This window comes from Candidatus Marithrix sp. Canyon 246, assembly GCF_001723685.1.
GTDB lineage: Bacteria > Pseudomonadota > Gammaproteobacteria > Beggiatoales > Beggiatoaceae > Marithrix.
The window spans coordinates 29,022-54,800 of record NZ_MCBX01000002.1; the positions used below are offsets into that span (position 1 = coordinate 29,022).

A 25,779-nucleotide genomic window follows, 5' to 3' on the forward strand; every position below is an offset into this window, starting at 1 on the left:
ATGCACCTACTTTATTATCATCAACATTTTTCTACGCCAGAGGGAGCTTTAGGTACTCGTTCATACGCAATGGCAAGGCACTTGATTGAACAGGGTCATCAAGTAACGATGGTGTGTGGTAGATATAGCGGTGGCAAGACTGGCTTAAAATCTACATTTAACAACAGTATGCGTCATGGTGTGGTGGATGGAATTAATGTAATTGAATTTGATTTGCCTTATTCTAATAAAGACTCATTTTTCAAACGTAGTCTCACTTTTATAAAATTTTCATTGCGTAGCATCAAAATAGCATTAAAAACCGACTACGATCTGTTATTTGCAACATCTACACCTTTGACAGTAGGAATACCGGGCATTTTTGCAAAAATTCTGCGTCGCAAGCCATTTGTATTTTAGGTTAGAAATTTATGGCCAGAGCTGCCCAGAGAGATGGGAGTGATTAGCAATCCAGTGATTCTTAAAATGATGAGCATCCTAGAATGGAGTACTTATCATGCAGCGGACGCTTGTATTGGCTTATCTCCGGGCATTGTAGCAGGTATTCAGAAAAGAGGAATTGACAAGTCTTTAATTACGATGATTCCGAATGGATGTGATCTTGATCTATTTGCACAAACAGACATTAAAGCAAAGCGACCAAATGGCGTATTGGATTCCGATTTATTGGCGGTATTTACTGGAACACATGGTATCGCAAATGGTGTGGATGCCGCGCTTGATGCGGCTCAAGTATTAAAAGAACGTGGACGTGATGATATAAAACTATGTTTTATTGGACAAGGCAAATTAAAAGCTGAACTATTAGAACGAGCAAAAAGAGACAAACTATCAAATTGCATATTTCTTGATCTAATGCCCAAACGAGAACTAGCACAATATTTAAAAGGTGCAGATATAGGAATGCAATTACTAGCAAATATCCCGGCCTTTTATTATGGAACCTCACCCAATAAATTTTTTGACTACATTGCATCAGGATTGCCGGTACTCAATAATTATCCGGGCTGGCTCGCAGAATTGATTGAGGGGTTTGAATGTGGTAAAGTCGTACCACCTGAAGATCCAATTGCATTTGCAAATGCTTTAGAACAAATGGCAACTCAACGTGATGAATTAATGAAGATGGGAAATAGAGCTAAAAAATTGGCTGAGGATAAGTTTGATCGTGAACAGCTTGCTGAACAGTTTGTTTGTTTTTTGGAAAAGCAGATTGGAGACACTCTATAGTGATAGATTACAAAATAGTTCGTGCCAATGAAAAACATTTTCAAAGTATTGCTAGGTTGCATATTCAAAGGATAACAGAAGGTTTTCTCTCTTCTTTAGGAATTAAGTTCCTAACCATTTTATATAAAGGTATTTCTAATGCTCAGAACTCTGGGATATTTGTTGCAGTTAGCGAAGAAAATAACTCACTAGTATTAGGTTTTATTTCATATACTAACAATGTAAAAAAATGTTATATTAACGTGATTAAACGACATTTTGTATCACTATCATTAACAATATTCCCTAACATTGTTAATATAAAAATTTTAAAAAAAATACTGGAAACCCTTTTCTATCCTTTTTTCCATAAACCACAAAAAATTGAAAAACATAATAATGCGATTAGAGCTGAATTGTTATCAATGGTGATTGACAATGCTTATCAAGGTATGGGAATTGGTAAAAGTTTAGTCAAAAAACTCGATGATACTATGAAACAAATGGAAATTGACAAATATTATGTCGTCACATACCAAGTTGATGTTCGTTCAAATAGTTTTTATAAATCATGTGGTTTTGTTCTTAAGCAAGAATTTACAAATCATAATAAACCAATGAACGAATATGTTAAAGCATTAATATAATTTGTTTAATGTAAACACATGAAATTACAACAATCATACAAACAATCACTACAAAAAATCCTTCAATGTGAAAATCTCTTTTTATTCTGGAAAGGCCGTGTTGGTTTATATGCGATTTTGAAAGCCATGGGAATTAAGCAAGGCGATAAAATTATTCTGCCAGCTTATACCTGTGTAGTGGTTCCAAATGCAATTCTTTATCTTGGTGCCACGCCAGTATATGTAGATACTTCAGAATCTACATATAATATGGATATAAATAAGCTTGAAGCAGCAATTACTGATCGTACCAAAGTCATAATTTGCCAAAACACTTATGGACTTTCTAGTAATTTAGAAAAAATCAACTCTCTGGCACAACAACATAATATATACACAATTGAAGATTGTACACATGGCTTTGGTGGATTTTATCAGGGCAAACCAAACGGACAATTTTGTGATGCAGCTTTTTTTTCCACCCAATGGAATAAGCCTTTTTCAACAGGAATAGGTGGATTTGTAATAACAAAATCAGCAAAAATTGCAAGCAATTTACAACAATTAGAAAAACCAAAATCCACGCCTACCCTAAAAGATAATTTAAGCTTAAAAACACTATATTTTGTAAAACGATACCTAATAAATGAATTTACCTATTGGCCACTGATAAAATTATACCGCCTATTAAGTAAACATAACTTAGTATTAGGATCATCTAGTGGTGGAGAAATATCATCCACCAAAATGCCAGAAAACTTTTTTAAAGGCTTCAGTTCAGCTCAGGCAAAAGAAGGACTTCGCAACCTAAAAACATTAACAGAGGTAATGAAAGTTCGTAAACAAAATGCTAATTTTTATACTGAACTGCTAAAAAAATTTAATAAGCGTCATGTTGCCTATGAACTATATGAAAATCATGGATTTTTGAAATACCCAATTTTGGTAAAAGATAGAGAATTATTTTTAAGTTTAGCTGAAAAAAATCGAATAGAACTTGGAGATTGGTTTATTTCTCCCTTACATCCTATTATTGGCGATCTTACTTCTTGGCAGTTTGATGCAAAATTATTTCCTGTTGCTAATTTTGTTTCTCAACATGTAGTGAATTTGCCTACTAATCCGGATAATATTGATAGGGTGCTGGCGTTTGTTGAGGATAATATTAATTTAATTGTCTGAATGTTGAGATCAATTAATCTAGTTATTTATGATATAATCCATTTATCATTTAGGTAAGGACAAGATGATGAGAGAATTAGCACAGTTGTATGATACAAACTATAGTGAATGGGCAAAAGAAAACAGCAGATTATTAAAAGAAGGTTGTTTTATTGACTTGGATATTCCGCATTTATTGGAAGAATTATCTGATATTGGCAAAGCCGAGACTAATGAATTAGAAAGTCGTTTGATTATTTTGCTTGCTCATTTATTGAAATGGCAATTTCAATATCAACAATTGTCTGAGCGTTGGCAAGAATTTAAAGGAGATAGTTGGCGCACAACGATTATTGAGCAACGTTTACGCTTGCAAAGACGCTTACGAAAATCACCGGGGCTTAAATCAAAATTGCCAGCAATCATCAACAATGCTTATGAAGATGCAGTATTGTTAGCGGCTAAAGAAACTAGATTGGCTAAAGAAATATTTCCTGAACATTGTTGTTATTCAGTGGCAGAAATTTTGGATGATGATTTTTATCCTGTTAACTAACTACAGAATTAGCTAAACCCACCAATTAGTTGCTCTATTCCCTGTGGTTACCCTTTATCGTTTAATTAAAAGATAAAATATAAATGAAACAAATATTAATAACAGGCGCAGCCGGTTTTATCGGTAGCCATTTAACAGAAGAATTAGTCAAAGCAGGGCATAAAGTCCGTGCAATGGTACATTACAATTTCCAGAGTAACTGGGGCTGGTTAGAATCTTTACCTAAAGAACTCATGCAAAATGTTGAAGTATTTCCAGCAGATATTGCCGATCCATTCGCAGTGCAAAAAGCAGTATCTGGTTGTGATACCGTGTATCACCTTGCCGCTTTAATCGCGATTCCCTACTCATACCGCGCCCCAGCGGCTTATGTTGAAACCAACATAAAAGGCACACTAAATATACTGGAAGCTTGTAAAAATGAAAAAGTTAGCCGCTTAGTGCATACATCAACCTCAGAAACCTATGGCACGGCACAATATGTACCAATTGATGAAAAACATCCATTAGTTGGACAATCACCATATTCAGCCTCTAAAATTGCCGCTGATAAACTAGCTGAATCCTACTATTTATCTTTTGATTTACCAGTGGCAACTATTAGACCCTTCAACACATTTGGACCTAGACAATCGGCAAGGGCAGTCATTCCAACCGTAATATCTCAAGCATTATCTGGTAATGACACCATTCGTTTAGGAGCATTATCCCCAATTCGAGATTTAAATTATGTCAAAGACACAGTACGTGGTTTTATAGCAGTGGCAAATTCTGACGCTGCAATAGGCAATGTAACAAACATAGGGCGCGGTGAAGGTGTTACAATAGGCGAACTAGCCCAATTAATTTTAGACATCTGTGAATCTAAAGCAACAATTGAAGTTGACAACGCGCGTCTTCGCCCAGAAAAAAGTGAAGTAATGGCATTAATCTGTAATAATGACAAAGCAAAAAACCAATTAAATTGGCAAGCTAATTATTCATTACAACAAGGTTTAGAAGAAACAGTAAATTGGATAAAACAAAATTTAGATAAATATAAAGTCGGGATTTATAATACCTAATTAATTTTATGTTACATCGTCATTTAAATCATCAGCAATATACTTTGGCAGCGATTGATAATATCATTTCGCGTGGAGGCTGGGAAGATTGGTTAAAATTGCGAGATGCCGTTCTTAATAACGGATCTTTACTTGAAAAAGTGCAACGAATTTGTCATGCTTATGTGCATGATCCTTATGCCCAACGTTACCATTTTTGGAAACATTATGCAAAAAAACACCTTGCCTGATTGGGAACAAGTTTTATCATCTGCTGCTCGTTTACAAGATATTATACCTGAAGCAGTACTGGTTGGTGGAACCGCCAGAATTCAAAGACCAGTACAGATTCTGGGCAGTTTAGACGGTATCGAAACTGGAATACGACAATTAATCCGTGATGAGCCATTAGAAACCAATGTCATTAATTATCATGGCAAATTGATAACCATACCTACTAAGGCTGAAATATTACGTATTAAAGGAGTACTAATTCTTAAACGCAATGCCACCCGCGATTATTTGGATTTCGTGGCTTTAGCAGATTATTTAGGTGATGATCAGGTTACATTAGCACTTGAAAATTTTAATCGTTTATACCCGCAGGATAATGGAGAATCACCACTCCAGCAACTACAAATACAACTTGCGAACGCACTACCATTCGATTTGGACGAAGTCAAACCTGAATTATCTGAATACAAAGATCTTGATCCCAAGTGGCATGACTGGGAATGCGTAAAAAATAATTGTGCTAATTTGGCAACTATCATTTTTGATATGGATTTATAATATATATATGAAAGCAGTAATTCAAGCAGGTGGCAAAGGTACTCGTTTAAGGCCATATACCTTAGTACTACCAAAACCTCTAATGCCAGTAGGCGATTTACCAGTTATTGAAATGCTTATAAAATGGCTACGACGCTATGGCATTCGAGAAATTTATATAACAACCGGTTATTTAGGTCATTTGCCCGCTCACTTTGTGGCGACGGTAGCCAATGGGATTGTAAAATCACTTACAGTGAAGAAGTTGAACCACTTGGAACTATTGGTGCTTTAGACTTAATTCGTGAACAATTAGACGAAACATTTTTAGTACTAAATGGAGATTTAGTAACTGATCTGGATTTACGTGCATTTTATCGTTATCACCATGAACATAAAGACTTATTAACAGTTGGTGTCACCAATAAAACAGTAAAAGTTGATCTAGGAGTAATTGAAACACAAGACCAACAAATTACCAATTTTTATGAAAAACCATCATTTGATTACCAAGTAAGTATGGGAATCTATTGCATGGAACCAGAAATATTAAAACATATTCCCAAAGCAGTACCTTTTGGTTTTGATGACTTGATGTATAGTATGTTAGATAACAAATTACCAGTACACGTATATCAACATAAAGGATCATGGATGGATATTGGTCGCCCAGAAGACTTTCAAAAAGCACAAGAACTATTCCAAGAGGCTAATATTCCAATGTTGGGATTATAAAAAAATGATTTCATTAGCTGCTCCGATATTAGGAGAATCAGAAAAACAAGCATTATCAGCCGTCATTGACAGCGGCTGGTTGACTATGGGCAACCAAGTCAAAGATTTTGAAACAGCATTTGCAGAAATGCACCAAGTTTCAGAAGCAGTAGCAGTAAGTTCTTGTACAGCCGGTTTACATTTAAGTTTAGCGGCTTTAGGCGTAGGAGATGGAGATGAAGTATTAGTTCCATCACTAACTTTTGTTGCTACAGTAAATGCCATATTATATGTTGGTGCTACTCCAGTATTTGTTGATATAGAATCTGTAGAACGTCCACATATCTCACTTGAAGACGCTAAAAATAAAGTCACGGCAAAAACTAAAGCAGTAATTGTAATGCATTATGCGGGTTATCTAATAGATAACTTAATTGATTGGCGAACATTTGTCGATGCTAATAAACTGTTTTTGGTTGAAGATGCCGCTCATGCTCCGGGCATAGAAACCGTTGGACAAATAGCAGATGCTGCTGCATTTAGTTTTTTTAGCAATAAAAATATGACTACAGCAGAAGGCGGTATGGTAATAGCGCGTCAACCAGCAATATTAGAAAAAATTCGTGCTTTACGTAGTCACGGCATGACAACTAGTACACTTGATAGAGACAAGGGTCATGCTTATTCCTATGATGTTACCATGTTAGGATATAACTATAGAATCGATGAATTGCGTGCTGCAATCGGTATATGTCAATTATCTCAACTAAAAAAATGGAATAACAAGCGCAGACAACTAACAGCCATTTACCGTAAATTATTCACCGAATCAAACATAACAATTCCATTTAAAGATCATAAAATAACAGCGGCACACTTATTACCAATCTTATTACCAGAAAATATTGACCGCACACAAGTAATGAAACAATTACGTACTGCTGGCATCCAAAGTAGTATTCATTATCCACCAGTGCATCATTTTTCCTACTATCAAAAACACTTTCCCGGTGTCAAATTAAGCAAAACTGAAAATTTTTATAAACATATAATAACCCTACCTCTATATCCTGATTTAAATCAATCAAACATAGAAACGATAGTAAAAAGTGTGAATTCTTGTGTGTAAACGAATAATAGATATAGTTTTCTCATTATTGGGATTATTATTAGCGGCACCATTGATGCTGCTAATTACCTTAGTAATACGTATTGAATCTCCGGGTAATATCATTTTTTCTCAGAAACGTTTAGGTTTAAAAGGCAAACATTTTTTAGTACATAAGTTCCGCAAATTTCCTAGTGATTGGGGTAACGCTGGACCCGGTGTCACAATGGCTAATGATGCTAGAATGACACGAGTAGGCAAATTTATAGAAAGAACCAAACTGGACGAACTACCTCAATTATGGAATATTCTGCTTGGACAAATGTCATTTGTGGGACCTCGACCAGAAAGTTTAAAATATGCTGATTTATTTCAGGAACAATTTACTGAAGTTTTAGATCATGTTCCGGGTATTTTTGGACCAAATCAAATTTCATTTAGAAATGAAAGTGAATTATATCCATCAGACCAAGATCCAGAAATCTTTTATCGAACTGTTCTATTTCCCAAAAAAGCCAAACAAGATTTAAAATACTTTGCTAAAGCCAATTGTTTTACTGATTTAGTTTTAATATTTCAAGGTGTCTGGGTAAGTTTGATTGGCGTAGCAAATTGGCAACGCTTAATAAATTTGCATAGTGCTATTATATTATTAGATATAATGGTTATAGAATTTGCTTGGTCTGCAAGTAACTGGCTGCGTTTTGGATCTAATATAAATGAGGCATACATATCAGTATTAATAACAGGAGCATGGTTATTTCCATTAATATTAATTCCTGCTATGATAATTTTAGGGAGTTATCGTCATCCAGTACGATATTTTTCACTACATGATGCAGCGCGTTTAATTAAAATTGTTTCTTTTTGCTTGATGGTATCTTATTTTATAATAATGTTTCTATATAGATATAGTTCCATAATTCTATTACCTATTACATTAATAATAGCCCTGCCTTTTATGATAGTGCCAAGAATTTTGTACCGTGAACGTTGGTTACGCTCACGTTACTCAAGCAGCAAGAAACGACAAAAAATTCCAGTATTGTTTTACGGAGCAGGTAGCCGTGGTACAGCCTTAATTTCCTTATTAGAACGAGGATTTCCTAGAATTGAAATCATAGGATTTATTGATGACGAAGAACTAATAAGAGGGCGTTTTATATCAAAATATAAAATGATAGGTTGTGAGCGCGACTTAGATACACTTTATACCAAGCATAAATTTGAACAACTTTGGGTTACATTCATACCCACCAAAGGCAAATATCGTCGTTTAAAAAACTGGTGCGAGTCACATAATGTGACTCTAATTGTACCGTTTACTATGGAACCTTTTGCGCAGATTCGTTAGAAATCATCAATAGCCAAACCATAGACAATACCCAACCCATAGAATAATCAAGATAATTATCAAATATTAATGAGGATAATATAGCAATAAAAATTGCTATATTACCTGCATAATAAGCTCGTTTTAACAGCAAGACTAATAATAATATCAGACTAACAACTCCAATAATGTTGATTTTGACTAATTTTCGCCAAATAAGGTAAAGCCCTACCATACTTTTCTACCACTCGATCATTATTAATCACCACAAAATGTATTCCAATAATACCAATCAGCAGCAATGAAACAGTTGTTTTAGGGAATTTTAAAAAATATTTAAATGACATTACCAGCAAACCAACACCAAGAGTAAATATAAAATTCCTAGACTCACTCATAATGCCAGTATAAAGACTTAACAGAGCTAATAAGATAAAAAAAACTTTAGCTTCACTAGTGATGACTAATCTTAAACAAACTAATACAATAATGGCAGCAATAACGCCAAAAATGGTACTATTTCTAGTAAAAGAAGTAATAGCTCTAAAATGATAATATTGATGTATATCATCAGCGACAAAAAATTGAGTAAAAATTTTAGAAAAAGACATATCAAAAACCTGCCAAAGAGCAACCAATGCCATAAATAGCATAACTCCCCAACCTATCCAACGATATTTTTGTCCATTACTATATTGAAATATCACCCAAGCCATAGGCAAAACTAACCAAACAGCAAACGAGGCAAAACCAAAAAATATTAACTGAGTAGTAGTATCAAAACGATATAAATTAGTCAATAAAGATATAACATTAATGACTAAAAACAAACTAATAGCGACTATTTCCCAAAGATAAGTCTTGAATAAATGACGATAGTTTTTGATAACGGTAATAAGAAACCATATACCAATCAAGACAAACAAACCCATTCCCATATAACGGTTAATATTGGGAATGTTAATAGGTTTAATGACGGCTATGGTAAAGAATATGAAGAAAATAAAATGAGTATTCATTTGAAAATCCAATAAAAAAACTAATTATAGCATTTTTTTATCTGTAGGGGCAATCCTTTATGGTTGCCCTTAACTTATGAGGGTGCTTAAAGCTTGGCAAAATGCTGCACCTGAGAGACGTTTACGCATTGTGAGGCTTGGTGTCGTATTTGGGTGGTGGGAAAATAGTAACTATACCCGTTTATATTATGCTTTAAAGAAAAGACGCTTTGCCTATATTGGTAGAAAAACCACCGTTAAGGGCAGCAATTATGTTAAAGATGTAATCCGCTCACTGTATCTATAATCTCGTCTATCCCCAACCCACCACTATCAAAGAAATCTGCAATTCAGAATTAAAGAATTCTGTAAATCCTGATTCAGACAACAAAAGATTATGAATAAAAACGCAAAAATTTATTATTACGAACCCATAGTGAATTAGATTTGACTAATCAAACCGCTGTTGCGGCTTTTTTTCGTTCTGAAAAACCAGATTATGTGATCTTGTAACAATATGGGGAACTGGTAATGCTAAACGTGAGTTTTTGCATGTAGATGACTTAGCGGATGCTTGCCTCTTTATCATGCAATTAGCCCAACCGATGTTATCCCATATAAATATAGGCACCGGCACCGAAGTTACCATTCGAGAATTAGCCGAAACCATTAAACAAGTGACAGGATTTCAAGGACAATTGCGGTTTGATAGCAATCAGCCGGATGGTACTCCGCGTAAATTGTTGGATGTATCGAAACTAAATGCACTGGGGTGGCAGGCTAAAATTGGATTGTTGGAAGGATTGCGTGAGACTTATCAGTGGTTTATCAAGTCTAAATCCAGATTATAACCAGACCTGACAGGTTTTAAAAACCTGTCAGGTCTAAATCCCTGTAGTTATTAGTATCGCTTTGAACTCCTGATATTAGCATTATTATGGTATAATCAAGCCAATTGAATCTGATAAAAAATATAGATAATTATTTTAGATGAATATTTTAGTTGATAAAGAAGCACTGCTAACCGTACAAGAAAACCTCAAATATGAATCCTGAACTACGCTTGAAAGAGATTTTAATTGCTAGCAAGATTGCAGACTGGTATAGCATAGATACCATACTTGATTATGATCTGGATAAATAATGAGTTAATTTTTCGTTATGATAATGTACCACATCATCATGAAATAGCTACATTTCCAGATCATAAACATTATCCAAACACAGTAATTGAAAGCCAAACACCAAATTTGAAGCAAGTTATAGAAGAAATTATTGATTTGATGGTTGAATAAAAAGTATCTTGAAGTCTGAACCGGCTTATCAGAATGGATTTGAATTAACTTATTCGCTGCGTGAAGGTTTAGAAGACTGGCAGAAAGATTGTTTACCTGATGATATTTATTGAAAAATTAGTTTATTTACTTACTCCGCTCCGCTCCGTGACTGCGTATCGTTACTTCGTTTCTTAATTAGTTGTACTAAACTAGACCTGACAGGTCTGAATATTATCCCTGCTTACATGCAATCCATGTAGTTATTATGGTATAATCAAACCAATTGAATCTTGTAAAAAATATAGAGAATTATTTTAGATGAATATTTTAGTTGATAAAGAAGCACTGCTAACTGTACAAGAAAGCATCCAAATAGGTAGGCAAATTCTGCAAAGAAAGCAACTAGCTTATCAAACCAAAATTGCTCAATTTGAAACCACCCATAATATGGATACGCTAACTTTTAGTCAGTTATTTAATCAAGGTAAATTAGGTGATCAAAAAGAGTGGTTAAAATGGGATCATTATGTGAATGTGATTAACTTGTTAGAACAAAAAATCTCCGTTTTGGAAAACCTCAAATATGAATCCTGAACTACGCTTGAAAGAGATTTTAATTGCTAGCAAGATTGCAGACTGGTATAGCATAGATACCATACTTGATTATGATCTGGATAAATAATTAGTTAGTTTTTCGTTATGATAATGTACCACATCATCATGAAATAGCTACATTTCCAGATCATAAAGATTTGACTAATCAAGCCGCAGTTGCGGCTTTTTTTAGTTCTGAAAAACCGGATTATGTGATTTTAGCAGCGGCAAAAGTAGGTGGAATTTATGCAAATAATACCTATCCGGCAGCTAAACTAAATGGTGCAGATAGTGTAACAATATGGGAAACTGGAGATGACTTAGCAGACGCTTGCCTCTTTATCATGCAATTAGCCCAACCGATGTTATCCCAATTAATTAAAAATTAGATGTTATTATGGTATCATTATCAAATTTATTCTTAATTTAGCCAGTTATAATGGACAAAATCATGTTTGCACATAGAATTGAAGCTACAATACCTCAGAATGGTAGATTATATTTAGATGCTTTGCCTTTTACAATGGGTGATAAGGTTGAAATAATTATTTTAAAACAACCGACCAGTATTTATAATAAAAAAAATATTTCTTTTGCCCAAGCTGCTAAAAAATTCCAAGCTTGTATCAAAAAAGCACCGGCTGATTTATCAACTAATCCAGATTATTTTAAAGGATTTGGAGAATGAAGAAAGATGTTATTTTAGATACTGGACCTTTAGTTGCTTATCTGAGTGAAAATGATAATTATCATGAGTGGGCTACCGAAGAACTCAAGCAGATTAGTTTTTTGGTGCAGAGAAATACCGGTTCATCACAGATTATAGTTGAAATGTTGCAACAAGGTTTGTTAGTTATCCCTTTTATTCTATCAGAAGCATTAATTAAAAAGCCTTATCGAACCAAAATTGCTCAATTTGAAACCACCCATAATATCGATACGCTAACTTTCCTAAAATTCTGTAAATCCTGATTCAGACAACCAACAGTCCCAAAATTACGTCAAATGGTCGGTTATCACTGTCAGGTCTAAATCCCTGGCTAAACTAAATGGTGAAGATAGTGTAACAATATGGGGAAACTGGAGATGACTTAGCAGACGCTTGCCTCTTTATCATGCAATTAGCCCAACCGATGTTATCCCATATAAATATAGGCACCGGCACCGAAGTTACCATTCGAGAATTAGCCGAAACCATTAAACAAGTGGCAGGATTTCAAGGACAATTGCGGTTTGATAGCAATCAGCCGGATGGTACTCCGCGTAAATTGTTGGACGTATCGAAACTAAATGCACTGGGGTGGCAGGCTCAAATTGGATTGTTGCAAGGATTGCTTGAAACTTATCAGTGGTTTATCAAGTCTAAATCCATGTAGTTATTATAGTAATAACAAAGCTTCGCTTTGAACTCCTGATATTAGCAACTACATGGATTGCATATAAGCAAGGATAGTGCGACATGTTTCTAAGGTACTTAATTTTTTAAGGACTTAGAGTATTGGCTAGGAAGCCAATATAACTGGTAAAAATGGTAAGGTTAAAATCCTAGGACATCGGTTGAATAATATGCTCAAAAGCATTACCCGCTTGGTACCGTGACTGGAAACATCGTGAGCAAGGGTAAAAAGCCATAAAGGGAAATGAGGCAAGCAAGATAGCATGGCTATAGTGATTGAAGCGTCGTAACTTATAATGGACACATGAGGTTAGTAGAGTGTAATTTGTCCTTTGCACTTTAATCAACTCAAAGAACCTCGGCGTATAGCTAAAACCTAAACTATCACTTCGAGGCGTTTTTGAAAAATTTGCCTCGAAAACATTTTATCGGAACTTGGAAAAACGGATGTAGTATTTCAGGCACATTTGCCTGAAAATGCACTTTATTGGGAAATCAAGTAAAGAGGTCAGTTTAGTCAACTGATAGCGCAACGTCCGGGTAGGAACTAGAGGATAATTCTAAGGAAGAAGATTACTTTAGTGTCATGCGGAGAGTAAATACTAAATAGTAGGTCTTTTGAAATACAAAGTGAATAGACATTGAAATATATGATAATAGAAAAAAACTGTTTTTTTACCTGCAAAAACGTATTTATAAAGCCACGCTTAATCTGGGCTGGCACTGAAAAAGACCGCATGGGGGGAGCCGTGTGAGGTGAAAGCCTCACGCACGGTTCTGAAGACGAGTTATTCATGGCGACATGAGTAGCTTAGTTTAACAAAACAAAATATATAGGTATATTATCCCTGTTTATATGCAATCCCTGTAGTTGTTATATTGGTATAAAAATAATATATATCTATATTATCCATGCCTATATAACATTGTTGCATTATATTATGATATAATGCAACGAAAACTACGATTAAGGAAATTACAGATGAAAGCCATTGAAACCCACGCTCTCATTTCCAATGATAGAACCTTTACTTTAAAAGCACCACCAAACGTTCAACCGGGAAAACATCATGTATTTGTAATTATTGATGAACCTATTATTGAAGAACCAATTTTTACCCAATCAAAATCAGATAAAGTGAACATTAATGCAGCTATTATGGCTTATGCAACATACTACGCTGGTACCAATATGGATTTAAATCAGGATTTTGAGGAAGCCAGTCTAAAATACTTAAATAGCGAAGAGGAAAAACAAGTATGAAACGTGGAGACATATACACTGCCAATTTACGTCCGCGTTCTGGTGCAGAAATTAGAAGTGATAAACCACGTCCAGTTCTGGTTATGTCACATGATGGCTTCAATCAAATTTCAACATGGCAATCAGTAATAGTAATTCCTATTTCTACTTCATCAGCTCAAGCCAAAAGAGGTCCTACAGCAGTATTTTTACCCAAAGGTTCAGGCGGATTAAATTATGATAGTATTGCTGTATGTCATCAAATAACTACATTGGATAGAAGTAAATTAACTCATAAAATAGGAACACTTTCTGTGAAAGTCCTACAACAAGTAGAAATAGGCATAAAAAATGCCTTAGATATAAATAATTCATAAATACTTAGCAGACGCTTGCCTCTTTATCATGCAATTAGCCCAACCGATATTATCCCATATAAATATAGGCCAAGGACAATTACGATTTGATAGCAATCAGCAAATTGGATTGTTGCAAGGATTGCGTGAGACTTATCAGTGGTTTATCAAGTCTGACATCCCGACGATAGGAGGGATCTCGTCGGGATGTCAGGTCTAAATCCATGTAGTTATAAACGATATTCTTCCAATTGATCGTATGGTTTAGTCCATTCAGGTTCAGTATCCTTATCTTCTAGCATTGATTTTATTGCATCCAATGGTTCTTTTCCATCTTCAATTAGTTTTTCGGCATCATTTAAGATACCGAATTGTAATTTTGCTGGTTGTTCACCAGCACGTTTTTTACGGGCATATTCAATTGCTGAATCAACCATAAATCTTGCAATTTTTTGATGCGACTTTCAATTACAATTGTTTCCAATTCCCGATTTTAGCTAGACCTGTCAGGTCTAATTCTCTGTAGTATTTGAAATCGTGTTATAATTTACCTCTATAAAATTAGAAGGTTAATATAATGGCTTATGGGAATTTTAATAATTACGAAGATGTTGCAGAAAAATTTGAGATTTCTTTTTTACAAGAAAAATCAATTTATATTCACCCTGAAATACTAAAGATGATTACAGATAATTTGGCAACACGCAGAAATTATGTTAGTGAAAGCAGTATTTGTGAAACCATCATCTCTCCGATATTAACCACTGTTGCAAAGCAACATCAGTTACCGGTTTGGTCTCATATTCGTTTTGATGTCTCTGAATATGAAGGTTTATGTGGTATTCCTGATTAGGAAAATTTTAATGAAGGTTGGGCGCAGGTTTTAACTGAGATGATTGCGGCACAACGCTTTAATCAGGATGAACAATTACAAATTGATGGTATTGTGACTACAGGTAATTTTTGGCAATTTGCCAAATTAAAAGCTAAAATATTCACCATGGAAACGGTCGATTATTCTGCATTAGAAAATATTAATAAATTATTGAATATTTTAAATTGGATTGTTTTTAACGCTAAAAATAGAATTTCATTGTAAAACGTACCCAGAGAAGCATTAGTTTACCAACCCAGATTTTTGGCCAGCGGCTTGAAAGTTAAATCCTGACAGGTTTTTAAAATCTGTCAGTCCATCAATTCACTTTTTACCGTTTGCAAATATTGATAAATATGTTTTAAGTCATCAAGTTCAATTGCATCATATTTTCGAGATAAACAGTATTGATATTTGTTATTATCCACTTGATTCAAAATCATAAACACCCAAATAGAGCCTATCACAAAAGCTCCTTTTATCTGATCGCTATTATTTAATTTTGTAGCTACAATCATTTCAGATAATAATTGATATTCAGGAAAAGCAGATGTGGTTTGTTTAAATTCTTGAATAAAAAAATAAGGATTTATCGGCTTATCATAACCCTTTGCCACCACAAAATCACATCGACCATTAAAAACAAACTCTTGAGTTTGATACTTTAACTGTACCTCATACCAATCTCTGATATGTTTGTCTTTGATTTCAAAATCTATTTTATTCAAAATAGGGGCGATAAATTTACTAATCAGTTCTAATTCAGTGTAATTATTAATGTGATCAATATTTTTATTGATCAATTTTTCCAGAAAAACATTGTCTTCTGCTACACTATACTCTTTACTAAACCATGCCTCAAAAACTGATCTATCGTGTATTTTTTCTATATCAAAAACATCTTCTAATCCATTTAATGTTACTGATGAATAATTAAAAGTTTTCATGGTTTTTTACCGCTTAATTATGTTTAAACAAATATATGATATAATAAATCTATCTTTTTTGATAACATGAATGAAATAACAATATGTCTATTAGAATTAATAAATCTATACTTGTAACTGGTGGTGCTGGTTTTTTGGGTTCACATTTATGTGAAAGTTTACTTAACTCTGGTTATGAAGTAATTTGTGTTGATAACTTTTTTACTGGCACTAAGGATAATATTTTACCTTTATTAGATAATCCTCGTTTTGAATTAGTACGACATGATGTCACTTTTCCTCTATATATGGAAGTTGATGAAATTTATAATTTAGCTTGTCCAGCTTCGCCAATACATTATCAGTTTGATCCAGTGCAAACCACTAAAACCAGTGTGCATGGGGCAATTAATATGTTGGGTTTGGCTAAACGTATTAAAGCCAAAATATTTCAAGCATCAACCAGTGAAGTCTATGGTGATCCAAAAGTGCATCCTCAAACCGAAGATTATTGGGGACATGTTAATCCAATCGGACCAAGGGCATGTTATGATGAAGGTAAGCGTTGTGCCGAAACTTTGTTTTTTGACTATTATCGTCAACACAACTTATCTATTAAGGTTGCCCGTATTTTTAATACATACGGACCTAATATGCATCCAAATGATGGACGGGTTGTGTCTAATTTTATTGTCCAAGCATTAAAAAATGAACCAATTACCATTTATGGAGATGGTTCTCAAAGCCGTTCATTTTGTTATGTTGATGATTTAATTAAAGCTTTTATTGCTTTAATGGATTCTTCAGATGATATAACTGGTCCTTTTAATTTAGGCAATCCTAATGAATTTACCATTTTAGAATTAGCCACAAAAATTATTGATTTAACCGGTTCCTCATCAAAAATTATAACCAAACCATTGCCTATTGATGATCCTAAGCAGCGTCAACCTAATATTTCTTTAGCAAAAGAAAAATTAAATTGGCAACCACAAGTGCAGTTAGCGGAAGGATTAAAACCAACTATTGCCTACTTTGATATGTTTTTAAAAAATTGCTCATAATTATCGGGTTTTAGACCTGACAGGTTTTAAAAACCTGTCAGGTCTTTAGAATCTTAATAGTTAATAAGCATTCTTATCAATAAACCCCTTAAAAACTGTCAAGAAAATAATCTTCAAATCCAGCCATAATGACCAATTATCTATATAATATAGATCATATGTAATGCGTTGTTCCATTTTCTCCAAAGTTTCTGTTTCACCACGATAACCATTAATTTGTGCCCAACCAGTAATGCCCGGTTTCACTATATGACGTAACATATATTTTGGAATTAATTGACGAAAATCTTCGTTTAGTTTTACTGGATGTGGGCGTGGTCCAACTATTGACATTTGTCCTTGTAATACATTTATAAATTGTGGTAATTCATCTAAAGATGTACGTCGTATAAAAGCACCAAATTTAGTAACTCTTTTATCATTAGCAGTTGCTTGTTTAAATGCAGCGTCGTCTTCACAAACTGTCATGCTACGAAATTTCCATACCCAAATAGATTCACCACTTAATCCGTAGCGACGCTGTCTAAAAAATATTGGACCCGATGAACTCATTTTGACACCAATAGCTACCACTAACATTATCGGAGAAATAAGTATCAAAATCAGGCTGGCAAGTACTTTATCTTCAATAGATTTAATAAAACTATTGCCAGTATTCATTGGCGATGATGTCAATTCAATAACAGGTAAACCGGCTATTTCTGTAATTGAATGATTTAATAAGCTAAATCCAAAGATATCTGGAACTAAACGAATATTAACTGTGGTATCCATAAGCTCCTTTAAAATTTGTTTAACTTTGTCTTCTTCTTTCAGCGGCAATGCTATCCAAACATCATCAATAGTTTCATTTTTTAGGTATTCTGATAATTTTTTACCATCAGTTAATATCGCCTTAATATGAAAACCTGCCCAATCAGCTTGGGATAAAGTATCAGTTACTTTTTTACCTAAGTTATCGTCACCAATTATTACAATATTTTTCTGATTATAACCTTTAGTTCTTAATTTTCTTAATGTTATTCGTAAAGCAATACGTGCAAAAATACCTATAAAGAGAGCCAAACTATACCAGAAAACAAACCATAATCGAGAATATTCACTACCTTCTTTCAACAAAAATAATAATAAAGCAGTGCTTAAAAATAGCATTGATAAAGCAAAAAAATATGCTTTTACTTCATTAAATAATGATTCTCCACGCCATGTTCTATATAAAGGAAAATAAGGAAATAAAGGTACTGAAAAAAATAGTACTATTAATAGCAAATGAATATAATTACTAGGTGGATTGAAATGCTCAAAATAAATCAAAAAAGATAAAAGGCAAGATATTAATAATACCGATAAATCTAATAAGCGTAATATTATGCCTACAAATCTGAAATGATCCTTTAATAATGCTTTATACATGATAATTTTTTTTATAATTATGTAATGCTTGATAAACCAGAAAACTCAACAATAAAAATAACACAAGTTCACGACTCCAATAACCAATTACCGCGCCTAATTCATACCAATATGGAATAGTAAAAACATCAATTACAACACTAAAACCAAGCGCAATACTCAAAGCAATCATAAACCATTTTTGCCGTTCTAAAGCCACTAACACTTGCCCTAATAATGCTGCTATAAATAATATTGGTAATATTGGTAATAAAGTTTGTAAGACTATGATAGATCTATTATAATCTTCTCCATAAAGAAAATTAATTCCCCAAGGAGTTAAAATATAAGCAATTATAACAACTAAAGTTGAGCTTACAAATAATATTAATAATGAATGCTTGAATAAACCAATAAATTGTGAAATTTGATTCACTAATGCCACTAATCTAGGAAAAACAGCCGCCATATAAGCGGTACTAAGAATCACTAAACCATCCATTAAGCGAATCACAGCACTATAAATTGCTACCGCCTGTTCACCATGAAAATACTGTAATAAAAATATTTCAATTCTAACAGACAACACCGTCAAAAAAGCCGCAATAAATAGCGGCCAAGTATGACTATAAATATATTTTATATTGTAACTGGAATAACAAAGATTAAACCAGCGATACTTTATAATTAATACGAAAGTTAATGACAAGCCAATTAAATGGCTGGAAAAATAAGCCGCTGCTACCCACAACATTCCTTGTTCTAATAACGCCACTCCAATTAAGCTAGCACTAAAAAACCAAATTTTTTGGATTATTCCAATTTTTGCTTCTAAATCAAGGCGTTCTAAAGATCTAAAAATACCATTTAATAAAGTAGTTAAAGACAATAACAACATGCCTAAGCCTAACAATACAACTAAACTAAAAGAATAATTAGCCCAAGCCGCAAAACTGAAAAGAATAGCTAGAACAAAACTATTTATAATTAACTTTAAATAAATAATAGCCGCTGGTGTTGTAATCTGCGAGTCTTTTTTTTTGAGGCAATTCTAGTTAATAATACATCCAAACCAAAATCACAAAAAACTCCGCCAACAGCAATTAAAGCAAATAAAAAATTAAATTGCCCAAAATCTCCAATTGACCAAAATCTAGCTAAGCTTAACCATATTATTATATATAATACTCCGCCACCACCCAAATGCAGCGTTTGCCAAAGCACATTACGCCAACGCACTAAAGGTGGTAATCTGTTTTTACTTAATACCAAAATGTTCAAAGCTCCAGATAAAAGGTGCCCACTCCCATTGAATAACAATATAAAGCCATGCACTTAAAGACACTATTAAAGCAAAGCTTCGTATTGAGGATTTAAATCTATTAGATAAGTATATTAATACTGCGCCAAACATCACACATTCTGTGATCAAACGACCATATTGCCAAACTGCGGCTGCTAGTGGACTTAAATCTTTACCTTGCGCCAAATCCATAACAGTTTGCACTACACCCTGTGCGATTTGTCGAGTTTCATTTGGCCATACATAATCAAACCAAGGCCAAAGCCAAGGAATAAAGACAAAATCACCTATTAAATGCCCCATTAAACCAATAGCCCAAGATACGCCAATTTCCCAGTGGCGCGATAATAACCATAAAAATATCATGCCTACAAAAACCGCGGTTAAATTATGTAAATAATTACGACCATAAGGCATCCAGTGTAAATAATCTGTCACCACTTTATCAATAATGTCAGGTAAAATAGCGGCGATCAAAGCAGGCCACATAGGGATAATATTTTTACCAATCAAACGATTAGCAGAATGAACTAAAAGTAAATCAATTGCAAGATGACCGGGTGGATACATAGTATAATAAATTAGTTGTTAATAAATTTTATATTTTACTATAAAAACTCTGATAGTTTTTATGTATAATAGTACTATTACTTAAAAGGAATAAAATTATGCAATTTACACCCAAGATCATAACTTATAGCTTATTCGCAGCATTGTTGAATACAAATGTTTCGGCAACTGAGACTGCTTTTGATTTAATCAATAAAGTCGTAGCAGCTAATAATCAATTTGCATTTGATTGTTATGCCAAATTAACACCTAATACCAATATATTTTTTTCACCTTATAGTATCTCCACCGCTGTTGCTATGACATATGTTGGTGCAAGAGGCAATACCAAAACACAAATTTCTAACACCTTACACTTTCCTAAAAATCAAGAGCAATTAGATACTGCATTTCATCTTTTGATAAATCAAATTAATCAAGCCAGTAAACATAAAAATATTAGTATTCATACCGCCAATTCAATCTGGGCGCAAAAAGATTATCCTTTGAGTAAAGAATTCATCGAAGCTCTAAATAAATATTATCAAACCCAAGTAAAAAAGGTTGATTTTAAAACAGCATATAAACGTGTTCGTAAACAAATAAATGCTTGGGTAGCAACACAAACCAATCAGAAAATCAAAAAATTATTAAACAAAAGAGTATTAAACACATTGACACGCTTGGTATTAATCAATGCCATTTACTTTAAAGCTAATTGGGCAAATCCATTTGATCCAATAAATACCAAAAACGCACCATTTTGGATTGGTAAGCGCGACAATGTTAAAGTTGCAATGATGAATAAAAAGCAGTTTTCTGCTTATATGGAAACTAAAGAATTACAAATACTGGAATTGCCATATGAAGGATCTGGCAAGTATAAACATAAGAATCGCCTTTCAATGACAATCTTATTACCGCGCAAAAGAAATGGTTTAGCCAAATTAGAAAAAATGCTCACAGCCAGCAAGCTTGATAAATTATTCAAACAATTAGACTGGCAACACGTGCAAGTCTCATTACCAAAATTTAAAATCAATAGTAAATTTAACTTGTCACAAACCTTACAAAAATTAGGTATGACTGATGCTTTTACTAGCAACGCAGATTTTTCTGGTATAGATGGCAGCAAAAATTTATCATTAGACTCAGTAATTCACCAAGCCTTTGTAGAAGTGAATGAAAAAGGAACTGAAGCAGCGGCTGCCACAGCTATATTTATGACTAGAGGTTTAGCGGTAAAAACACCAGAATTTCGTGCCGATCATCCATTTATATTCTTGATTCGTCACAATGATTCAGGCAATATATTGTTTATGGGGCGTGTGGTGAATCCAATTCAATAACCATTAATTGTAAACTTTTGTTTCCACGAAACACATTTACATCCAATTTATAAACTAATTGAATTTGTTTAACACAATTAGTATCTACTGTATTAAAAGCTATTGCATCAATTGGTTCTCCTCCGTCAAGGGGGCGAACTTGCATTTTTAGGTGTTTTTCTTTTAATATGCGATGTTGTAATAATTCAAATTTATTCTCAAAAACGGGTTCTGGAAAATTTTGCCCCCAAGGTGTTAGCATTTTTAGCTGTTCAGCTAGTTCTAAATTAAAATCTTCTGATCTTAAATTACCATCTGTTAGAATTATTCCTTCTAAATCATCCTTGCTAATATATTTACGCACTTGTTCATCAAAAGCTTGTTGAAATGCTTCAAATTGTGAACGCGGTATTGTTAAACCAGCAGCCATTGCATGACCACCAAAATAGCTAATCATTTGAGGATTTAATGTAGCTATATGTTCTATTATATCGCGTAAATGTACTCCTTGAACTGAACGACCGCTGCCCCTAATAAAATCAGGCTTATCATTAGTAAAAACTATCACAGGGCGATTTAAACGATCTTTAATCCGTGATGCCAAAATGCCAATTATTCCTTGATGCCACTGTGGTTCAAATAAACAAACGCCAAGCGACAATTGATCATCAATATCAAGCATTTCCAATGCTTGTTGTTGCATTTTACTTTCTGCAAGACGACGCTCTTGGTTAAAATTTTGCATTAATTGTGCGTGTTGTTGTGCAGCATAATCATTGTCACTTAATAGACAGGCTATACCATAAGACATATCATCCATACGCCCGGCTGCATTGATACGTGGACCCAAATAAAAAGCTAAATCATTGGAAGTAATAGCATTTTGTGTACGTTGTGCCACTTCGATTAAGGCACGAATACCGGGGCAACAACAATCAGCTCGTATTCTTCGTAAACCTTGCTCTACTAAAATACGATTATTGTAATCTAAAGTTACAACATCAGCTACTGTGCCTAAAGCAACCAAATCAAGAAAATTAGCTAAATTAGTTTCAGGAATTGACTGATTAATAAACCAATTCTGTTCACGCAAACGCGCTCGTAATGCCATCATGACATAAAAAATCACACCCACACCACAAAGATTTTTGCTCGCAAATTTATCAGCAGCTTGATTAGGATTTACAATCGCATCAGCCGCAGGTAAATCTTGCCCGGGTAAATGATGATCAGTAATTAATACTTTTAGCCCTTGCTGTTTTGCTGCTTCTACGCCGCTGATACTGGAAATACCATTATCAACTGTAATTAATAAATCAGCATTAGAATCTTGTTCAACAATTTGTGGCGTTAAACCATAACCATCTTTTTCCCGATTAGGAACTAAAAACCTAACATTTTGCGCACCCATCTGTCGTAAAGCTTTAATTGCAAGGGTACAACTTGTGGCGCCATCAACATCATAATCAGCGACAATAAGAATTCTGGCTTGTTGTTTTAAAGCATCATATAGTAAATCAACAGCGTCATTGATGCCCAACAAATCTTGATAAGGTAATAAATTTTTTAAACTATAATCTAATTCACTAGCATCTTTAATATCGCGGCTAGCTAGAATACGCTTTATAACAGGATGGAAACTATCAGCTAAATCTATATTATGTAATAATGGGCGTTGCTTAATGATCAATTTCTTCTATTATGTTCTATAGGTAAAGCCGGTTGACTTTGCATATCAGTAGTATGTACTAAACTACCATTAACTTCAGCACCCATTGCCATTTCAATTAAATTATAATAAACATTACCGATGACACGAGCATTTAGTGCTAATTCAATATGCTCTTCTGCATAAACATTACCTCGAACTGTACCATTAAGAATAATATTAGGAACTCGCACATCACCTGTGATAACGCCTTGTTCGCTAACAGTTAAAACAGCTCCAGAATTATCTTCTGCGGTTATATTACCCTCAATCCTTCCATCAATATGTAAACCTCCAGCAAAAACTATTTCACCATTAATTTCTGTTTGTTGACCAATTAATGAATCAATTCTGGTAACTTTTCTTTTACGGCTTCCCCACATGCTATGGTTGCTCCTTTAATTGTAAGTCTGCCCATTTAAAACGAATTTCCTTAGCTTGTTGCTCTTGTGATCTGAAACGGACAATTAGATAATGAGGTGTAAATCCTTCAGCTAATTGAAAATTACCCTTTATTTTCTTAAAAAACATAAAATTATAGTTTTTATGTTCAATTGTCTCATTTGTACGATCACCTTCGATATTTATTTCCATAATGCCAGTAGCAGCTTTGGCTATCCAACGAGTAAGTATCATTTTATAATGATATTGTTTTTTATTATTATCATAAGATAAAGTAAATTTATTAACAAGTAATTTGTTTGGTTTTTTTGCGGTAGGTGTCTGTAATATACGCTTATAAAAATTAATTTCTTCAGTTAAATCACTTAAAGATTGTAGCACTTGAATATAAGTTTTTTGACTTTGTTGTGTAGTACGTACCACCATTGCTAATTGTGAACGTAATTCAGCATTTTGTTTTGCAAAACTGGCGTTTTGTTGCAAAACTGACTCCATATCTGCTTGTTGTTGCTTTTGTATAAAGGATTCATATCCTCCTATAAATATAGAATATAAGAATATTGCTCCTATTACAATCATAGTAGATACAAACAGAAAAGGGCATAACCAAGGGCGATGTTCCTTAACTCTCATAACACTAGGAGCAGTTTTAGAATTTTTAGAAGAGAACATATTAGGCATTGTTATTATAAGTTATGGTGATAATGCTACATTGGTCAAAGCCATTGTTTCTGGTAAACCGCAAATAATATTCATATTTTGAATTGCTTGACCAGCTGCACCTTTGACTAAGTTATCAATGACTGCTAAAATAATAATTGTATTAGAATTTTGAGAACGATGTATTGCTAGTTGACACATATTAGTGCCACGAACATTGCGTGTTTCAGGATGAGAATTAATCGGCAAGACATCAACAAATGGTTCATTCATATAACGTTGTTCAAATAAAGCTTGTATGTCTTCTAACTTCATATCTGTTTGTAATAGATTGGCATATAAAGTAGCTTCAATACCACGTATCATCGGCACTAAATGAGGAACAAAAGTCAAACCAACTTTATCATTACTATATTCATCTAAACCTTGAACAATTTCAGGTGAATGTCGATGCCCTGAAGCATTATAAGCTTTAAAACTTTCGCCAACTTCACCCATCAATGTTCCTATATTGGCTTTACGCCCAGCTCCACTGGCACCAGATTTTCCATCAGCTATCAAATATCCTGTATCAATTATACCAGCTTCTAATAATGGTAAAAATCCTAATTGTATTGCTGTAGGATAACAACCCGGGTTAGCAATAATAGATGCTTTGGTAATTTCTGTACGTTTCCATTCAGGTAAACCATATACAGCATCATTTAATAAATTAGAACACGCATGTTCCATGCCATACCATTGCTCCCATACCGCGACATCTTTTATACGAAAATCTGCTGATAAATCAATTATTTTTATTCCCAACTTCAAGAGTTCAGGCACGCTTTTCATAGCGGTTCCATTAGGAGTCGCAAAAAATACTATATTACAATTAGCTAAATTTTCTAGTGTGGGTTCAGTGAATAATAAATCTATATGCCCTCGTAAATTTGGAAATAAATTTGTTATTGCTGTACCAGCTTGTGCGCGAGAAGTAATCGCTTCTATTTTTATTTCTGGGTGATTTATTAAAAGACGTAATAATTCAACTCCGGTATAACCAGTACCGCCTACAATGCCGACTTTTATCATATTTATAACTCCATTTTTCATGTATCAACCTTGTATTATACAAAGTTTCATTTGAATATCAAAATATTAATTACATTAATAAATACCTGTGATTGTAGTGTTTATGACAAACTG

At 33.8% G+C, this 25,779-nt stretch carries 36 protein-coding genes and 2 pseudogenes; 27 read left to right on the forward strand and 11 right to left on the reverse strand.

The window, feature by feature from the left end; all coding sequences use genetic code 11:
- The 12 genes and pseudogenes from BHU68_RS17470 (at position 1) to BHU68_RS01460 (ending at position 8,542) form a co-directional block, all read left to right on the forward strand.
- On the forward strand, positions 1-399 hold the full coding sequence (locus tag BHU68_RS17470; RefSeq protein WP_216092846.1) for a glycosyltransferase: 399 nt from the start codon (positions 1-3) through the stop codon (positions 397-399).
- Positions 400-432: 33 nt separating this feature from the next.
- The gene (locus tag BHU68_RS17475; RefSeq protein ID WP_216093252.1) at positions 433-1,230 is read left to right on the forward strand and encodes a glycosyltransferase family 4 protein; all 798 of its coding nucleotides are present in this window, start codon (positions 433-435) and stop codon (positions 1,228-1,230) included.
- On the forward strand, positions 1,230-1,856 hold the full coding sequence (locus BHU68_RS01420) for a GNAT family N-acetyltransferase (protein WP_069473692.1): 627 nt from the start codon (positions 1,230-1,232) through the stop codon (positions 1,854-1,856). The genes BHU68_RS17475 and BHU68_RS01420 overlap by 1 nt, the downstream gene beginning before the upstream one ends.
- An 18-nt stretch (positions 1,857-1,874) precedes the next feature.
- Positions 1,875-3,017: a DegT/DnrJ/EryC1/StrS family aminotransferase gene (locus BHU68_RS01425; protein ID WP_069469669.1), complete on the forward strand. Its 1,143-nt coding sequence runs from the start codon at positions 1,875-1,877 to the stop codon at positions 3,015-3,017.
- Positions 3,018-3,084: 67 nt separating this feature from the next.
- Positions 3,085-3,552: a DUF29 domain-containing protein gene (locus BHU68_RS01430; RefSeq protein ID WP_069469670.1), complete on the forward strand. Its 468-nt coding sequence runs from the start codon at positions 3,085-3,087 to the stop codon at positions 3,550-3,552.
- An 83-nt stretch (positions 3,553-3,635) separates the two neighbouring features.
- On the forward strand, positions 3,636-4,616 hold the full coding sequence (locus BHU68_RS01435; RefSeq protein ID WP_069469671.1) for an SDR family NAD(P)-dependent oxidoreductase: 981 nt from the start codon (positions 3,636-3,638) through the stop codon (positions 4,614-4,616).
- 8 nt (positions 4,617-4,624) lie between these two features.
- Positions 4,625-4,846 (forward strand): hypothetical protein, encoded by a 222-nt coding sequence (locus BHU68_RS01440; protein WP_069469672.1) that lies wholly within the window; start codon positions 4,625-4,627, stop codon positions 4,844-4,846.
- Positions 4,824-5,387, forward strand: coding sequence for a hypothetical protein (locus tag BHU68_RS01445; protein ID WP_216092849.1), 564 nt, complete (start codon positions 4,824-4,826; stop codon positions 5,385-5,387). The genes BHU68_RS01440 and BHU68_RS01445 overlap by 23 nt, the downstream gene beginning before the upstream one ends.
- A gap of 7 nt (positions 5,388-5,394) precedes the next feature.
- Positions 5,395-5,502, forward strand: a pseudogene (locus tag BHU68_RS18180) (sugar phosphate nucleotidyltransferase); the annotation flags it as partial.
- A gap of 8 nt (positions 5,503-5,510) precedes the next feature.
- Complete coding sequence (locus BHU68_RS01450) at positions 5,511-6,101, forward strand: sugar phosphate nucleotidyltransferase (RefSeq protein ID WP_216092850.1); 591 nt, start codon at positions 5,511-5,513, stop codon at positions 6,099-6,101.
- Between the two features lie 4 nt (positions 6,102-6,105).
- The gene (locus BHU68_RS01455) at positions 6,106-7,209 is read left to right on the forward strand and encodes a DegT/DnrJ/EryC1/StrS family aminotransferase (protein WP_069469674.1); all 1,104 of its coding nucleotides are present in this window, start codon (positions 6,106-6,108) and stop codon (positions 7,207-7,209) included.
- Positions 7,202-8,542 carry a sugar transferase gene (locus BHU68_RS01460; protein ID WP_069469675.1) on the forward strand — a complete coding sequence of 447 codons (1,341 nt, stop codon included), beginning with the start codon at positions 7,202-7,204 and terminating at the stop codon, positions 8,540-8,542. The genes BHU68_RS01455 and BHU68_RS01460 overlap by 8 nt, the downstream gene beginning before the upstream one ends.
- A 152-nt stretch (positions 8,543-8,694) precedes the next feature.
- Here BHU68_RS01460 and BHU68_RS01465 read toward each other — a convergent pair whose 3' ends face one another.
- On the reverse strand, positions 8,695-9,540 hold the full coding sequence (locus tag BHU68_RS01465) for a hypothetical protein (RefSeq protein WP_069469676.1): 846 nt from the start codon (positions 9,538-9,540) through the stop codon (positions 8,695-8,697).
- A gap of 76 nt (positions 9,541-9,616) precedes the next feature.
- Here BHU68_RS01465 and BHU68_RS01470 point away from each other — a divergent pair, with 76 nt between their 5' ends.
- The 11 genes and pseudogenes from BHU68_RS01470 (at position 9,617) to BHU68_RS01510 (ending at position 14,406) form a co-directional block, all read left to right on the forward strand.
- Positions 9,617-9,826, forward strand: a complete 210-nt coding sequence (locus tag BHU68_RS01470) for a hypothetical protein (RefSeq protein ID WP_069472962.1) — start codon at positions 9,617-9,619, stop codon at positions 9,824-9,826.
- A gap of 208 nt (positions 9,827-10,034) precedes the next feature.
- Entirely contained in the window at positions 10,035-10,370 is a 336-nt protein-coding gene (locus BHU68_RS01475; protein ID WP_083234917.1) for an NAD-dependent epimerase/dehydratase family protein, read from the forward strand.
- A gap of 276 nt (positions 10,371-10,646) precedes the next feature.
- Positions 10,647-10,814, forward strand: coding sequence for a toxin-antitoxin system TumE family protein (locus tag BHU68_RS17045; protein ID WP_171899642.1), 168 nt, complete (start codon positions 10,647-10,649; stop codon positions 10,812-10,814).
- Positions 10,815-11,114: 300 nt separating this feature from the next.
- The gene (locus BHU68_RS01480) at positions 11,115-11,390 is read left to right on the forward strand and encodes a hypothetical protein (RefSeq protein WP_069469679.1); all 276 of its coding nucleotides are present in this window, start codon (positions 11,115-11,117) and stop codon (positions 11,388-11,390) included.
- 98 nt (positions 11,391-11,488) lie between these two features.
- Positions 11,489-11,545: pseudogene (locus BHU68_RS18185) on the forward strand (toxin-antitoxin system TumE family protein); the annotation flags it as partial.
- Between the two features lie 3 nt (positions 11,546-11,548).
- Positions 11,549-11,779, forward strand: a complete 231-nt coding sequence (locus BHU68_RS18190) for an NAD-dependent epimerase/dehydratase family protein (protein ID WP_069469680.1) — start codon at positions 11,549-11,551, stop codon at positions 11,777-11,779.
- 62 nt (positions 11,780-11,841) lie between these two features.
- Entirely contained in the window at positions 11,842-12,078 is a 237-nt protein-coding gene (locus tag BHU68_RS01490; RefSeq protein ID WP_069469681.1) for a hypothetical protein, read from the forward strand.
- Entirely contained in the window at positions 12,075-12,362 is a 288-nt protein-coding gene (locus BHU68_RS01495; RefSeq protein ID WP_069469682.1) for a hypothetical protein, read from the forward strand. Before BHU68_RS01490 ends, BHU68_RS01495 begins: the two co-directional genes overlap by 4 nt.
- A gap of 143 nt (positions 12,363-12,505) precedes the next feature.
- Positions 12,506-12,766, forward strand: a complete 261-nt coding sequence (locus tag BHU68_RS01500; protein WP_069469683.1) for a hypothetical protein — start codon at positions 12,506-12,508, stop codon at positions 12,764-12,766.
- A gap of 1,002 nt (positions 12,767-13,768) precedes the next feature.
- Positions 13,769-14,050, forward strand: a complete 282-nt coding sequence (locus BHU68_RS01505) for a hypothetical protein (protein ID WP_069469684.1) — start codon at positions 13,769-13,771, stop codon at positions 14,048-14,050.
- Positions 14,047-14,406: a type II toxin-antitoxin system PemK/MazF family toxin gene (locus BHU68_RS01510; RefSeq protein ID WP_069469685.1), complete on the forward strand. Its 360-nt coding sequence runs from the start codon at positions 14,047-14,049 to the stop codon at positions 14,404-14,406. Before BHU68_RS01505 ends, BHU68_RS01510 begins: the two co-directional genes overlap by 4 nt.
- A gap of 209 nt (positions 14,407-14,615) precedes the next feature.
- Here BHU68_RS01510 and BHU68_RS01515 read toward each other — a convergent pair whose 3' ends face one another.
- Positions 14,616-14,822, reverse strand: a complete 207-nt coding sequence (locus BHU68_RS01515; protein ID WP_069469686.1) for a hypothetical protein — start codon at positions 14,820-14,822, stop codon at positions 14,616-14,618.
- A 140-nt stretch (positions 14,823-14,962) separates the two neighbouring features.
- Between BHU68_RS01515 and BHU68_RS01520 the strand changes: the two genes are divergently transcribed.
- Complete coding sequence (locus tag BHU68_RS01520) at positions 14,963-15,238, forward strand: hypothetical protein (protein ID WP_069469687.1); 276 nt, start codon at positions 14,963-14,965, stop codon at positions 15,236-15,238.
- Between the two features lie 39 nt (positions 15,239-15,277).
- Positions 15,278-15,484, forward strand: coding sequence for a hypothetical protein (locus BHU68_RS01525; RefSeq protein WP_069469688.1), 207 nt, complete (start codon positions 15,278-15,280; stop codon positions 15,482-15,484).
- 86 nt (positions 15,485-15,570) lie between these two features.
- On the opposite strand, the gene BHU68_RS01530 is transcribed toward BHU68_RS01525, so the two are convergent.
- A complete protein-coding gene (locus BHU68_RS01530; protein WP_069469689.1) occupies positions 15,571-16,206 on the reverse strand; it encodes a hypothetical protein in 636 nt (211 codons plus the stop codon).
- A gap of 83 nt (positions 16,207-16,289) precedes the next feature.
- On the opposite strand from BHU68_RS01530, the gene BHU68_RS01535 reads away from it, so the two are divergent.
- Positions 16,290-17,249, forward strand: a complete 960-nt coding sequence (locus BHU68_RS01535) for a UDP-glucuronic acid decarboxylase family protein (protein WP_069469690.1) — start codon at positions 16,290-16,292, stop codon at positions 17,247-17,249.
- Between the two features lie 60 nt (positions 17,250-17,309).
- Here the strand turns inward: BHU68_RS01535 and BHU68_RS01540 are convergent, their stop codons facing one another.
- The 4 genes from BHU68_RS01540 to BHU68_RS01555 are packed head-to-tail and all read right to left on the reverse strand — an operon-like array spanning position 17,310 to position 20,514.
- Positions 17,310-18,662: an undecaprenyl-phosphate glucose phosphotransferase gene (locus BHU68_RS01540; protein WP_069469691.1), complete on the reverse strand. Its 1,353-nt coding sequence runs from the start codon at positions 18,660-18,662 to the stop codon at positions 17,310-17,312.
- Positions 18,655-19,665 carry an oligosaccharide flippase family protein gene (locus BHU68_RS01545; RefSeq protein WP_320409037.1) on the reverse strand — a complete coding sequence of 337 codons (1,011 nt, stop codon included), beginning with the start codon at positions 19,663-19,665 and terminating at the stop codon, positions 18,655-18,657. The genes BHU68_RS01540 and BHU68_RS01545 overlap by 8 nt, the downstream gene beginning before the upstream one ends.
- Positions 19,635-19,913, reverse strand: a complete 279-nt coding sequence (locus BHU68_RS01550; protein ID WP_069469693.1) for a hypothetical protein — start codon at positions 19,911-19,913, stop codon at positions 19,635-19,637. The genes BHU68_RS01545 and BHU68_RS01550 overlap by 31 nt, the downstream gene beginning before the upstream one ends.
- The gene (locus tag BHU68_RS01555; protein ID WP_069469694.1) at positions 19,900-20,514 is read right to left on the reverse strand and encodes a metal-dependent hydrolase; all 615 of its coding nucleotides are present in this window, start codon (positions 20,512-20,514) and stop codon (positions 19,900-19,902) included. The genes BHU68_RS01550 and BHU68_RS01555 overlap by 14 nt, the downstream gene beginning before the upstream one ends.
- Before the next feature lie 98 nt (positions 20,515-20,612).
- On the opposite strand from BHU68_RS01555, the gene BHU68_RS01560 reads away from it, so the two are divergent.
- Entirely contained in the window at positions 20,613-21,842 is a 1,230-nt protein-coding gene (locus tag BHU68_RS01560; RefSeq protein WP_069469695.1) for a serpin family protein, read from the forward strand.
- Here BHU68_RS01560 and recJ read toward each other — a convergent pair.
- The 4 genes from recJ to argC are packed head-to-tail and all read right to left on the reverse strand — an operon-like array spanning position 21,811 to position 25,665.
- Positions 21,811-23,511, reverse strand: a complete 1,701-nt coding sequence (recJ, locus tag BHU68_RS01565; protein WP_069469696.1) for a single-stranded-DNA-specific exonuclease RecJ — start codon at positions 23,509-23,511, stop codon at positions 21,811-21,813. The genes BHU68_RS01560 and recJ overlap by 32 nt on opposite strands.
- Positions 23,508-23,912: a bactofilin family protein gene (locus BHU68_RS01570; RefSeq protein ID WP_069469697.1), complete on the reverse strand. Its 405-nt coding sequence runs from the start codon at positions 23,910-23,912 to the stop codon at positions 23,508-23,510. Before BHU68_RS01570 ends, recJ begins: the two co-directional genes overlap by 4 nt.
- A gap of 1 nt (position 23,913) precedes the next feature.
- Complete coding sequence (locus tag BHU68_RS01575; protein ID WP_069469698.1) at positions 23,914-24,612, reverse strand: DUF6776 family protein; 699 nt, start codon at positions 24,610-24,612, stop codon at positions 23,914-23,916.
- Between the two features lie 12 nt (positions 24,613-24,624).
- A complete protein-coding gene (gene argC, locus BHU68_RS01580) occupies positions 24,625-25,665 on the reverse strand; it encodes an N-acetyl-gamma-glutamyl-phosphate reductase (protein ID WP_069469852.1) in 1,041 nt (346 codons plus the stop codon).
- Positions 25,666-25,779 lie beyond the last annotated feature (114 nt).